This window comes from Cohnella kolymensis, from assembly GCF_000829465.1.
GTDB lineage: Bacteria > Bacillota > Bacilli > Paenibacillales > Paenibacillaceae > Cohnella > Cohnella kolymensis.
In genome coordinates this window covers 137,596-150,385 of record NZ_JXAL01000023.1, presented here as the reverse complement: position 1 = coordinate 150,385, position 12,790 = coordinate 137,596, and the positions used below count along the sequence as shown (strand labels likewise).

Here is a 12,790-nt window from a genome sequence, read left to right as displayed (position 1 = left end):
CCTTGACCCTGCGGACGGCTGCCGCCTTCGCGCTGAGCGTACCCGCCTTGACCTTGCGGACGGCTGCCGCCTTCGCGCTGACCGTATCCACCTTGACCTTGAGGACGGCTGTTGCCTTCACGCGGCGCAGCCGAAGAAGCTGTCGGCGCTGTCGGCGCTGCCGCCGAAGAAGCAGGAACCGCCGCAGGACGAGCCGGCTGCCCTTGATCCTCTGATCTCCGCGGGGCTGCCGTTTGGTTTTGTGCCGGAGCTGATGCCGCTCCTTGCGCAGGACGCTTGTCAGCCGGTTTCGCCGCAGACTGCGCCATCTTCGCTGCCGCATTCGCCTTCACGTCGCGGAAAAATTTCTCTACCGCTCCGGTCATGCCGTCTTCCATCACACTCATATGATTATTGACGGGCATATTCATTCTTTTGAGAATCGTGATGACCTCTTTGCTGCTCATGTTGAGCTGCTTCGCATATTCGTAAACCCTGACTTTATCCTTGTTGTTATCCGTGTTATCTTTGCTCAATATTCTCCACCTCCGAATGATGACCCCAACCGTCGGTAAGCATGTCGGCAAAACCCTTGTCCGTCACAGCAAAAATGACGCGCTCAGGCTTGCCCACGGCTGCTCCCAATTCCTGCCGGGTAAAACCGATCCGCAGCGGGATGCCGTAACTGGCGCATTTGTCCGCTATTTTCTTCCCCGTATTCTCCGATGCGTCACCGGCGAGCAAGACGAGCTTGGCTTCGCCTGAGCGGATCGCTTTCATCACGATCTCTTCGCCGCTGGCGAGCTTGCCTGCCCTCATCGCCAATCCCAGCCGGGATAATACCTTATTCGCCGTCGTCATGGTCATTCACGAGCTCCTTGTTCGATTGAAACTCATCTTCCACTTGAATGAAGTCGGCTTCCAGACGGTCATAGATTTCCGAACCGACCGGCGCTTTTAACGCTCTCTCGAACGCTTTGGACTTTTTTGCAAGCTTGAAGCATCCCACTTTACCGCACAGATAAGCGCCGCGGCCCGGCTTCTTGCCGGTCAAGTCGATGTTGATCTCCCCTTCGGGTGAGCGCACGATGCGAATCAATTCCTTCTTGGGCATCATTTGCTGACAGGCAACGCATTTGCGCTGCGGTATCTTTCTCGGCCTCAATGCGATCCCTCCCAGCGTTTCGTGAGAAACGCACTTCATAATCACCAGCTCAGTCGATGGATACGCTGTCCTGATGCATCATCCCGCCGGTTGTTTTCGCACGTCCGTATTCCTGCTCGGCTTGCGTCTCGCTTTTTATATCAATCTTCCAGCCGGTCAGCTTGGCGGCCAGACGCGCGTTCTGCCCTTTAATCCCGATCGCCAGAGACAGCTGATAGTCCGGTACGATTACGCGTGCCATCTTCTCGGCTTCGAACACGATCACTTCAAGCACCTTCGAAGGGCTGAGCGCATTCGCGACGTACTCGTCGATAGCCTCGGACCATCGGACAATGTCGATTTTCTCGCCTTTCAATTCCATCACGATCGTTTGCACACGCACGCCTTTTTGACCTACGCAGGAGCCGACCGGATCCACCTCATCATTGCGGGAATAGACGGCGATCTTGGAACGGAACCCGGCTTCGCGGGCTACCGATCGAATCTCAACCGTCCCGTCGAAAATTTCCGGAACCTCAAGCTCGAACAGACGCTTCAGCAGGCCCGGATGAGTGCGTGACAGAATGTTTTTATATCAATCTTCCAGCCGGTCAGCTTGGCGGCCAGACGCGCGTTCTGCCCTTTAATCCCGATCGCCAGAGACAGCTGATAGTCCGGTACGATTACGCGTGCCATCTTCTCGGCTTCGAACACGATCACTTCAAGCACCTTCGAAGGGCTGAGCGCATTCGCGACGTACTCGTCGATAGCCTCGGACCATCGGACAATGTCGATTTTCTCGCCTTTCAATTCCATCACGATCGTTTGCACACGCACGCCTTTTTGACCTACGCAGGAGCCGACCGGATCCACCTCATCATTGCGGGAATAGACGGCGATCTTGGAACGGAACCCGGCTTCGCGGGCTACCGATCGAATCTCAACCGTCCCGTCGAAAATTTCCGGAACCTCAAGCTCGAACAGACGCTTCAGCAGGCCCGGATGAGTGCGTGACAGAATGATTTGCGGGCCTTTGCTCGTGTTTTCCACCTTTGTAATATACGATTTAACCCGGTCGCCTTGCTTGAATTTGTCGGTCGGCATCAGTTCGGTAAGCGGCAGCGCCGCTTCCACTTTGCCGAGATCGACATACAGGTTGCGCTGGTCCATCCGCTGCACGATACCGGTCACAATATCTTGCTCTTTATCTACAAAGGCATGATAGATAAGGCCGCGCTCCGCTTCGCGGATCCGCTGTGTGACGACCTGTTTCGCGGTTTGAGCGGCAATGCGCCCGAAGTCCCGGGGAGTGACCTCGATTTCCGCAATGTCTTCCAGTTGATAGTGCGGATTGATCGATCTTGCAGCTTCCAGGGAAATTTCCAAACGGGGATCCAGCACCTCTTCCACGATCGTTTTGCGCGCGTAAACCTTAATTTGTCCGGTCGTCTGGTTTACGTCCACCCGAACATTCTGCGCCGTATTAAAGTTACGTTTGTAGCTGGAGATAAGTGCCGCTTCGATAGCCTCGATCAGGACATCTTTGCTAATGCCCTTATCGCGCTCGATTTCGGACAGCGCTTCAATGAACTCCATGCTCATGTCTTGATTACTCCTCCTTTGTCCGCCGCCGGGTAATGCTCATGCATTACTCTCGGGTCGTACCGCTCGAATTAGAATACGATGGCCAAACGTGCAGAGGCCACTTTATTGTAAGGGATGGCGTGTTTGCGGCGTCCGACGGTAATCGTAAGCGTGTCCCCGTCAAACCCTTCAAGCCGTCCTTCAAACTCTTTGGCCCCGTCAATCTGTTCATAGGTCGTAACGAATACATGTTCGCCGACCGCTTTGGCGACGTCCTCCGCCTTCTTAAGCGGACGTTCCGCACCTGGCGAGCTGACCTCCAGAAAGTATGCGTCAGAGATCGGATCCAGCTCATCCAGCTTGGCGCTGATGAATTCGGAAATACGGCCGCAATCGTCGATATCGATGCCGCCCTCCTTGTCCACATATACGCGCAAAAACCAGTTGCTGCTTTCCCTCACGTACTCCACATCCACCAGTTCAAAACCGTTCTCCTCGAGGTAGGGAGCCGCGAAGCTCTCGACGATGGACTTCATTTTCGGTGCGCTCACAATGGTCAACCTCCCGATGCTTCAAATGGATCGCTGCACTCTTGTTAAACCTAAAGACCCGTTGACAAAACGGAAAGAGTGGGTTTCCCCACTCTTCTGCAGACAGTGATATCCACATGATTACCAAAAATAATATACCATAACCTTCAAGATGCTGGCAACCATCACTTTCCCTGAACCGCGCCGTCTCAGACCTAGAACAGCATGAGCTGATTGGACTCCGGCATGCCCCGGAAGCATCCCAAGCCTGTCAGAATGTCCACAATCGTCTTGCTCGCTTTCGAACGCTGCTGGAAGTCTTCAATGGATAAAAAGTCCCCTTCCTCCCGGGACGCAGCAATATTGCGGGCGGCATTGTCGCCGACTCCGGCAATGGCCGCGAAAGGAGGAATCAATGCCTCATCCTCGATTATGAATCTTGTGGCATCGGACTTGTAAAGATCAATCGTCTTGAACTTGAACCCGCGCGCGGTCATCTCCAGCCCCATTTCCAGAATCGAGATCATGCCTTTCTCTTTGGTGGTGGCCTGAAAGCCCTTCTGCTCAATCTCGAGCAGCAGCTTCAGAATTGCGTCGTATCCTTGGCAGAACACCTCGACGTCAAAGTCGGCCGCACGTACGGAGAAGTAAGTCGCATAATATTGGATCGGATAATAAAGTTTGAAAAATGCCGTCCGTACCGCTGAAATGACATAGGCTGCGGCATGGGCTTTCGGGAACATGTACTCAATGCGCAGGCAGGAATCGATATACCATTGCGGTACTTTGCACCGCTTCATCTCATCGATCCACTCGGGAGTCAGCCCTTTCCCTTTCCGCACGCTTTCCGTAATTTTGAACGCCAGCGAAGCGTCCATCCCCGCCTTATATATTAGAAATAACATGATGTCGTCACGGCAGCCGATTACGGTTTTGATGTTGCACGTGTTGTTCTTGATCAGCTCCTGCGCGTTGCCCAGCCAAACCCCGGTACCGTGAGAAAGCCCCGATATTTGCAGTAAGTCCGCAAACGAGGACGGCTTCGTCTCCTCGAGCATCTGCCGGACGAATCGGGTCCCCATCTCCGGAACCCCGAACGTGGCCACCGGAGAACGAATTTGCTGCGGCGTCACCCCCAGCGCGTCAACTGAATTGAACAAGCTCATGACCTTCGGATCGTTCATCGGAATCGTGGTCGGATCCACACCGGTCAAATCCTGGAGCATCCGCATCATCGTCGGATCATCGTGGCCGAGAATATCAAGCTTGAGCAGATTGGCGTCGAAGGCATGATAATCAAAATGCGTCGTCTTCCACTCCGAAGATTTATCGTCGGCCGGATACTGCACCGGAGTGATATCTTCAACTTCAATGTAATCCGGAACAACGACAATACCGCCGGGATGCTGGCCGGTGCTGCGCTTGACGCCGGTACAGCCCGCTGCCAGCCGGTTAACCTCCGCTCCCCGCCATGATTTGCCGTGATGCTCCTCGTATTTCTTGGTGAATCCGAACGCCGTTTTTTCCGCCACCGTACCGATCGTGCCCGCGCGGAATACGTTCTTCTCCCCGAAAAGCACTTTCGTATAATTATGCGCATGCGGCTGATATTCTCCGGAGAAGTTCAAGTCGATATCGGGAACCTTGTCGCCCTTGAACCCGAGGAACGTCTCGAACGGTATATCCTGCCCTTCGCCTCTCATAATCGTGCCGCAATTCGGACATGATTTGTCCGGCATATCAAAACCGCTCGGCACGCTTCCGTCCAAAAACCATTCGCTGTGCTTGCATTCCGGATTCCGGCACAGATAGTGGGCAGGAAGCGGATTTACTTCCGATATGCCGAGGAAAGTGGCGACAACCGAGGAGCCGACCGATCCCCGCGATCCCACGAGATAGCCGTCCTGGTTGGATTTCTTGACAAGCCTTTCGGATATGAGATAGTTGGCGGCGAATCCGTATTTGATGATCGGGACAAGTTCCTTCTCGAGCCGCTGCACCACCACGTCCGGCAGCTCATCCCCATACATCGATCTGGCCGTTGCGTAACAGGTTTCACGTATTTCTTCGTCGGCGCCCTCAATGATCGGAGAAAACAAGCCGTTGTCGGTTGGTCCGCCGGCGCTCGGAAACATATCAAATGGTTCGAAGCGGTCGGCCAGCTCGGATGTGTTCGTGACCACGACTTCATATGCTTTATCCTTACCGAGAAACTGAAACGCCTCCAGCATCTCATTGGTCGTTCGGAAATGGGCGTCCGGTTTGCGCTGATCCTTCAGCGGACTGAACCCGGTTATGCCGTGAATCGTAATATCGCGGAATAATTTCTCGCGAGGAGTCAGGTAATGGACGTTACCCGTAGCGATTACGGGTTTGCCCAGCTTCTCACCGATCCGCACGATGCGGCGAAGCGCCTCTTCCAGTTCCGCACGGCTGCCTACCAATCCTTTGTCCAGCAAATGCATATAGAAATCGAGCGGCTGAACTTCCAATACGTCATAGAACGCGGCCACTTCCGCCGCCTCGTCCTCCGATTTGTTCAGCACCGTCTCGAACAGCTCGCCTTTTTCACAGCCGGATATGACCAGCAGTCCTTCCCGCAGCTCGATCAGCTTGCTTTTCGGAATGCAGGCGACACGATTGAGAAATTCGGTATGGGATAAGGAGATCAGTTTAAAAAGGTTTTTCTTGCCGGCCGCGTTCAGCGCGTAGATCCCGCAGTGGAACGGACGTGTCGTCTTCCAGCTGTTCTCGTTGACCTCGTTCAGATTGTGCAGTTCCGTTACTCCGCGCGCTTGCGCGTCCTTCAGCAGCCCGGCCAACACACCTGCCAATGCGATGGTGTCATCGATGGCCCGGTGATGGTTCTCCAGCGAAACCTTATAAAGGTCGGACAATGTGTTCAAACGGTGATTTTTCATAGTCGGATGAAGATAACGTGCCAATTCCAGCGTATCGAGCACAGGATTCTGAATCGGCGGCAGACCGTGCCGCTTGCAGGCCTCCTGCATAAATCCGTTATCGAAACGGGCATTATGGGCGACCAAGACGGCATCTTCGATAAACTCGATAAACTCTTTCAGCTTCGGCTCCAGCTCAGGAGCGTCCTTAACCATCTCGTCGTTAATGTTGGTTAACTGCTGAATGTTATAAGGAATAGGCTCATGCGGATTGATAAAAGTGGCGAATCGTCCGATTTCCTGGCCGTCCTTTATTTTCACGCCTGCGAGCTCGATGATTTTATTGTTTACGACGGACAGACCGGTCGTCTCAATGTCAAATACGACATAAGTCGCCTCGGCCAAGTTTTGCGGACGCGGATTGAGCACCATCGGGATCGCATCGTTCACGACATTGGCCTCAACGCCGAACAGTACTTTAATGCCGTGCTTTTTGCCTGCTTTCGCCGCGTCCGGATAACATTGCACATTGGCGTGATCGGTGACGGCTACCGCTTTATGCCCCCATCTTGCGGCGGTTTTAATATAAGTATCTACGGGAGTTACCGCATCCATCGTGCTGAGAGTGGTATGTAAATGAAACTCCACCCGTTTGTCCGCGGCATCATCCTTAGGTTCCGCCGGCGGCAGCACTTCACGCATGTCGCTTGGAAACATAATCAGCTCAGGCGGGTTCAAGAAACGGTCATATTCGACCTTGCCTCTCAGCTTCACCCATTTCCCGTTGGAAAGCAGGCCGAACATTTTGTTATCTTCTTTATTTTTAGCGAACAGCTTTATGGCCAAGGAGTCGGTAAAATCCGTCACGTTGAAGGTGTAAAGCGTGCTCCCGCTTTTAAGCTCCTTCACTTCCAAACTGAATATCGCGCCTTGAATCGTAACCTTCTTCTCTTCCTCACGGATCTGTTCGATCGGCACCGGCATATCCTTAATATCATAGCCGTGCTGCAGCGTTTGCGGCGCTTCGCCTTCGTTCGCCGCCGCTTCCTCGCGGGAGCTGATCATCAATTGCTGAATGGCTTCGTGCGATTCCTGCTCGATTTTTTGCGCGAATTGATTGTAAGCCTCTTGACGGGACTCGCCTGCGATCAATTTCACCCTGATCGTGCGTTGGAATCTCTCCTCGAAAAATCGGGCGGCCTGCGTGTCGACATTTTTTTTTGCGGGCCAGCTCCAGTCCCATCTCGTCAAGCAGAATAACGGTCGCCAGATCGCCTTCCGCCTCCATGCGGGCTTTCGCGAGCCAGCCGTTGACCGAAGCGAATTCTTGCTGCATCCATCTACGAAAACATGACCAGTACTCTTGAAAATATTCTCTGTGAGCACACTCTCCGCGTACACGATCACTTTGCGAATGTCGGCGTGATGACCAAGCTTTTCCTTGACCTTCTCGGTAAAACCAACATAAATGGAGGCCGGCAGCAGCTCGCTTTTCCCGATATGAAAAGTCCATTCCTTGCGGGAACGACTGATTTCCAATTGCTTTATGTATCCGTCCTGAAAATGTTGCTCGACCCATTCGACAGGCAGTTGCGCCTGCTGCAGCAGCACCTCGAACCGCTTTCTTTGATCTTCCGTCGGCTGCATCGTCACTTTCCTCTCCATGTCCCATAAATACAAAAGCTTCCGCGAAAAAGGGTTAGATGCTGCTTGCACCCGGGCTCCTTTTTCAATCAGAAGCTATTAAAACTTGCTGTCTATTATTTTACCCCATCAACTATCTGCCTTCAATAGAAGAGTTCAATAAAAAACTGCCTCGACGGGGCATAACCCCGCGAGAGGCAGTCTGCAATCAATAGGCTCTGGCAAATACCACTGTATGTTTAGCGGCGTCCCCGCATACGAGGCAAGTGCTCTTCGTCTGAGCCGGCTCGAACGGAATGTTCCGGCTGGTCGCTCCGGTTTCTTCCTTCACTTGGCTCTCGCACGCCTCTGATCCGCACCAGCCGGCTAGAGCGAATCCGCGTTTCTCTTCCATAGCGGATTTGAACTCATCCAGTGAATCTACTGAGTAAAAATTTTCTTCACGGAAAGCAAGGGCGCGATCGTACATTTCAGTGTGAATTTGCGCAAGCAACGCTTGAACTTCGGCGACCAGGTTGTCCAATGCTACGGATTTCTTCTCGCCGCTTACACGGGATACCAGTACGCATTGGCCGTTCTCCAAGTCGCGAGGTCCGAGCTCGAGACGAAGTGGAATGCCTCTCATCTCGTATTCGTTAAACTTCCAGCCCGGCGATACGTCGGCGCGGTCGTCCACTCGCACGCGGATGCCGGCAGCTTTAAGCTGGGCATAAAGCTCGTCGGTCTTGCCGATCACCTGCTCGCGTGTTTTCGGCGGGCCGATCGGAATCATCACGACTTGCGTCGGCGCTACCTTCGGCGGCATAACAAGTCCACGGTCGTCGCCGTGCACCATAATCAACGCACCGATCAAACGCGTGCTTACTCCCCACGAGGTCGTATGGCAGAACTGCTGTGTATTCTCACGGTCCAAATATTTGATGTCAAACGCGACGGCGAAGTTGGTACCCATATAATGAGAAGTACCCGCTTGTACGGCTCGTCCGTCTTTCATCATCGCTTCGATGGAGAAAGTGTCCACGGCACCCGCGAATTTCTCGGACGGCGTTTTTTGCCCTTTAATAACAGGGATCGCGAGAACATTCTCCACGAACTGCGTATATACATCCAGCATCGTCATCGTTTCTTTGCGGGCATCCGCTTCATCTTCATGCGCAGTGTGGCCTTCCTGCCATAGAAATTCGCTTGTCCGCAAAAACGGCAGCGTTCTTTTCTCCCAGCGGACGACGTTCGCCCATTGGTTGATGAGCAGCGGTAAATCGCGATAAGAGTTAATCCACTTGGCATACATATGGCCGAACATCGTCTCCGATGTCGGACGAATGGCGAGCCGTTCTTCCAGCTTCTCGCCGGCCGCTTCCGTTACCCAAGGGAGCTCGGGATTAAATCCTTCGACATGCTCCTTCTCCTTCTGGAAGAAGCTCTCGGGGATGAACAAAGGGAAGTAGGCGTTCCGGTGCCCGGTATCCTTAAACCGCTGATCCAATTCCCGCTGCATGTTCTCCCAAAGCTCATAACCGTCCGGACGAAACACGATACAGCCGCGAACCGGCGAGTAATCCATAAGCTCGGCTTTTTTGATGACGTCGATATACCAACGGGAAAAATCCTCGCTTTGCGGCGTTATTTCCGTTACAAATCCTTTGTCCTTCGACATGATTCTCCTCCACCCTTAACAACGGCTTATTTGCTGATCAATCCTACGATATCGTTATAGGTAACCACAATCATAAGCAGCATGAGCATGGCAAACCCGATAAAATGCACTATACTTTCACGGCTCGGATCGATCGGACGTCCCCTGAGCGCTTCCAGTCCAAGGAACAAAAGACGGCTTCCGTCCAACGCCGGAATCGGCAGAAGATTAAATATACCGAGATACAAACTGAGCAGCCCTGCCCAATAAGTAAGCTGCGGAAGTCCTTCCCTGGCGATTTCCATCGTCAATTGCGTGGTCTTCACCGGCCCGCCGAGATCGTCAAGCTTGAACTCGCCGAAAATCAGCTTCCGGAAGCCCTCGAATATCCGCTCCGTCATGTCCACCATTGCGACGCCGGCAAAACGCATCGTCTCCATAAAGCTCGGGTTTCTCATCTCCCCGATCGGATAAATGCCGACTTTGCCTTCCGCGGTCGGGGTAACCGTGATCGGAACGTCCACGCCTTCGCGTTCGACAACCCATTTCATCGGTTTGCCTGCGGAAGCGCCGATTTTCTCAATAAAAACCTGCACGTCGCCGCCAATGGATTCTCCATTAACGGATTTCACCAAGTCTCCCTTTTGCAGCCCCGCTTGAGCCGCCGGATTGCCGGCCACCACTTTGGAGATAAACACTTTGGAGGAGTTTTCAACCGGCACACCTTGCAATACGATGAATAGCACGAACAGTACAAAAGCGAGGATGAAGTTCATAACCGGTCCGGCCACGATGGCCAAAGCCCTTTTGCCAACCGGTTTGCTGCCGAACTGACGATCCGCCGGCGCGATTTGCGTTTCCCTTCCCCGGGCGATGATCAACGCTTGCGGATGAACGGGAAGCCGCTGAATATCTCCATCCACATCGAGTGTAACATGCAAGTCTTTTTCCAAATCTACGGATTTCACTTCGCCGCGAATCGATTGAGCACGCTCATCCAGACGATCGAGGTACATTCGGGTAACCAAGTCGTCCTTGCTGCGAACGGCAATGGTCTGCCCCGGTTGAAGTTCGACCACTTCCGGATCTTCTCCGGCCATGCGCACGAATCCGCCGATCGGAAGAAGACGCAGCGTATAACGGGTTTCCCCTCTTTTTATAGAGAACAGCTTAGGGCCGAACCCGATGGCGAACTCGCGCACCAGAATTCCTGCCCGGCGGGCGAAATAGAAGTGTCCCCATTCATGAAGCGAGACAAGCAAAAAGAACATAAGCACGGTCAATAAAATGACCTGAATCGTTTGCATTATTCCAACCCCTTTGCACCGCGAACGGCTGTCCTTAGATTAACATTATTCTCCGAGCCGTTACAAGAGAATACAGGGCTGCGCTTAATTACAACGATGCCGCCTCCCGCCTCGCCCATTGGTCCGTTTCATGAATAAGGCCGAGATCCGGGAATGCGGAAGCTGTATGTCGGTTCAAAACTTTTTCAATGATTTGTTCTATCGCCAAAAAGGGAATGTCCCCCCGCAAAAATCGGGCGACTGCCACTTCATTCGCAGCGTTGTATACTGTGGTCGCCGTCCCGCCGCTTCTGCCCGCTTCATAGGCGAGCCGCAGGGCCGGGTAACGATCGAAGTCCATCGCGCGGAAATTGAGCGTACCTCTGGAGAGCAGATCAAGCGGCGAAGCCGGGGAAACCCGGCGTTCCGGATACGTCAGGGCGTACTGGATCGGGACCCGCATGTCCGGGTTGCCGAGCTGCGCCATGACGCTTGTATCTGCGAATTCGACCATGGAGTGAACAATGCTCTCCGGATGAATGACGACATCGATCCGATCGTACGGCAAGCCGAATAACCAATGCGCTTCGATCACTTCAAGACCTTTGTTCACCATTGTAGCCGAGTCGATCGTAATTTTGGCGCCCATGCTCCAGTTCGGATGCTTGAGCGCATCTTCTACCGTCACATCCCGCAGCTCATTGCGCGAGCGGTCGCGGAAACTTCCGCCTGATGCGGTGAGCACCAGCCTTTTAACCGACTTGCGGTCTTCACCGTTTAAACATTGGAAAATAGCAGAGTGCTCACTGTCTACCGGCAGCAGCGAAATTCCTTTATCCTTGGCTCGCTGCATGACGATGTGGCCGGCTGATACGAGTGTTTCTTTGTTTGCGAGGCCGATATCCGCTCCCGCTTCAATGGCGGCGAGTGTAGAAGTGAGTCCCATGCTGCCGATCAGAGCGCAGACGACATAGTCGGCGCCGGAACCGGCTGCGACTTGCACCAAGCCTTCCTCCCCATAACCGACGCGCACACCGGCCGGCACTTGGGATTGAAGCTGGTCCGCCAACTGCTTGGTACCGACTGAAACACGCTTGGGACGAAAATCATGTATTTGCTGAAGCAGCCTGTCCACGTTAGACCCCGCCGCCAAGCCGACGACTTCATAAGCCTCGGGGTCGCGTGAAATGACATCCAGCGTTTGCGTGCCGATCGACCCGGTACTTCCAAGCACAGCAACTTTTTTCATGGGCGACCCTCCGATCTTTATGCTATATGTAACTGCCGATCAACCAGCTGTCGTCAAAAGTCCAAGCATATGGACCAATGGAAATACGATCAGCCAGCTGTCGGTGCGATCCAGCACTCCGCCATGCCCGGGCAGCAAATCGCCTGAATCCTTCACATCGCGAAACCTTTTGTAAGCGGACTGTATCAAATCGCCGAGCTGGCCTGCTGCCGCTGCAGCCAAACCGATCGCGGCGGCTTGCAGCCAGCCGAGCGAGTCCGGCCGGCAGTAAGCGAAGATAAGCGCTGTAACGATGGATATAACGAGGCCTCCGACGGCTCCTTCGACTGTTTTGTTAGGGCTGATGGCCGGCCATAATTTGGTTCTGCCGATCGCCTTGCCCACGAAATAAGCACCGGCATCCGATGCCCAAATGCATGCGAATAACAAAGCCGCCCAGAAGATTCCGTGCTCCAGATCACGAGTAATCGCCATATAGCGAAAACCTATGCCTACATATACGACTCCCAAAAACAGCACGGCCGCGTGCTCCAGTTGAATCCGGTTTTTACTGAACACCGTTGACGCAAGCAGCGCAAACATCAACAGCCAGCACACGGCCAGCAACGACGGAATGTCCCAGCCAAACGGGAGCTTAGGCAGCGTGATCAATACGAGCGCCGCAAAAGCGAGCAGCACATCCCAGCGTGTCCATTGTTGTCCGTTGAGTCTCACGAATTCCCAATAGCCGATAATGGCTAACAGCACAAGCAGACCGCTGTACCACCAGCCTCCGGCAACCAGGAAACCGAGAAACACGGCACCGGCTGCGATCCCGGTAATTAACCGCTGTCTCATG

11 protein-coding genes are annotated in these 12,790 nt (G+C 53.7%); all 11 read right to left on the bottom strand.

Going from position 1 to position 12,790, the window contains the following annotated elements; translation table 11 throughout:
• Positions 1-515: translation initiation factor IF-2 N-terminal domain-containing protein (locus SD71_RS14980; protein WP_041064755.1), on the bottom strand; the 515-nt coding region annotated here is incomplete at its 3' end.
• Positions 502-846, bottom strand: a complete 345-nt coding sequence (locus SD71_RS14975; protein WP_041064753.1) for a YlxQ family RNA-binding protein — start codon at positions 844-846, stop codon at positions 502-504. The genes SD71_RS14980 and SD71_RS14975, both read right to left, overlap by 14 nt.
• On the bottom strand, positions 824-1,144 hold the full coding sequence (gene rnpM / locus SD71_RS14970; protein ID WP_041064750.1) for an RNase P modulator RnpM: 321 nt from the start codon (positions 1,142-1,144) through the stop codon (positions 824-826). Before rnpM ends, SD71_RS14975 begins: the two co-directional genes overlap by 23 nt.
• Positions 1,145-1,193: 49 nt before the next feature.
• Positions 1,194-1,628 (bottom strand): transcription termination/antitermination protein NusA, encoded by a 435-nt coding sequence (gene nusA / locus SD71_RS23150; RefSeq protein WP_268747754.1) that lies wholly within the window; start codon positions 1,626-1,628, stop codon positions 1,194-1,196.
• Between the two features lie 50 nt (positions 1,629-1,678).
• The gene (gene nusA / locus SD71_RS14960; protein ID WP_052476282.1) at positions 1,679-2,725 is read right to left on the bottom strand and encodes a transcription termination factor NusA; all 1,047 of its coding nucleotides are present in this window, start codon (positions 2,723-2,725) and stop codon (positions 1,679-1,681) included.
• Between the two features lie 71 nt (positions 2,726-2,796).
• Positions 2,797-3,258: a ribosome maturation factor RimP gene (rimP, locus tag SD71_RS14955; protein ID WP_041064744.1), complete on the bottom strand. Its 462-nt coding sequence runs from the start codon at positions 3,256-3,258 to the stop codon at positions 2,797-2,799.
• Positions 3,259-3,452: 194 nt separating this feature from the next.
• On the bottom strand, positions 3,453-7,784 hold the full coding sequence (locus tag SD71_RS14950) for a PolC-type DNA polymerase III (protein ID WP_235427128.1): 4,332 nt from the start codon (positions 7,782-7,784) through the stop codon (positions 3,453-3,455).
• Positions 7,785-7,989: 205 nt separating this feature from the next.
• Positions 7,990-9,438: a proline--tRNA ligase gene (gene proS, locus SD71_RS14945; protein ID WP_041064741.1), complete on the bottom strand. Its 1,449-nt coding sequence runs from the start codon at positions 9,436-9,438 to the stop codon at positions 7,990-7,992.
• A 26-nt stretch (positions 9,439-9,464) separates the two neighbouring features.
• A complete protein-coding gene (gene rseP, locus SD71_RS14940) occupies positions 9,465-10,724 on the bottom strand; it encodes an RIP metalloprotease RseP (RefSeq protein WP_041064738.1) in 1,260 nt (419 codons plus the stop codon).
• A gap of 88 nt (positions 10,725-10,812) precedes the next feature.
• Complete coding sequence (locus SD71_RS14935) at positions 10,813-11,952, bottom strand: 1-deoxy-D-xylulose-5-phosphate reductoisomerase (protein WP_041064735.1); 1,140 nt, start codon at positions 11,950-11,952, stop codon at positions 10,813-10,815.
• A gap of 39 nt (positions 11,953-11,991) precedes the next feature.
• Positions 11,992-12,789: a phosphatidate cytidylyltransferase gene (locus SD71_RS14930; RefSeq protein ID WP_041064732.1), complete on the bottom strand. Its 798-nt coding sequence runs from the start codon at positions 12,787-12,789 to the stop codon at positions 11,992-11,994.
• Between the last annotated feature and the right edge of the window lies 1 nt (position 12,790).

Bases quoted from the DNA above. Each gene is read 5' to 3' on its own strand.
- SD71_RS14975 (WP_041064753.1), bottom strand. From the start codon at position 846: ATGACCATGACGACGGCGAATAAGGTATTATCCCGGCTGGGATTGGCG.
- nusA (WP_052476282.1), bottom strand. From the start codon at position 2,725: ATGAGCATGGAGTTCATTGAAGCGCTGTCCGAAATCGAGCGCGATAAG.
- SD71_RS14950 (WP_235427128.1), bottom strand. From the start codon at position 7,784: ATGCAGCCGACGGAAGATCAAAGAAAGCGGTTCGAGGTGCTGCTGCAG.
- proS (WP_041064741.1), bottom strand. From the start codon at position 9,438: ATGTCGAAGGACAAAGGATTTGTAACGGAAATAACGCCGCAAAGCGAG.
- rseP (WP_041064738.1), bottom strand. From the start codon at position 10,724: ATGCAAACGATTCAGGTCATTTTATTGACCGTGCTTATGTTCTTTTTG.
- SD71_RS14935 (WP_041064735.1), bottom strand. From the start codon at position 11,952: ATGAAAAAAGTTGCTGTGCTTGGAAGTACCGGGTCGATCGGCACGCAA.
- SD71_RS14930 (WP_041064732.1), bottom strand. From the start codon at position 12,789: ATGAGACAGCGGTTAATTACCGGGATCGCAGCCGGTGCCGTGTTTCTC.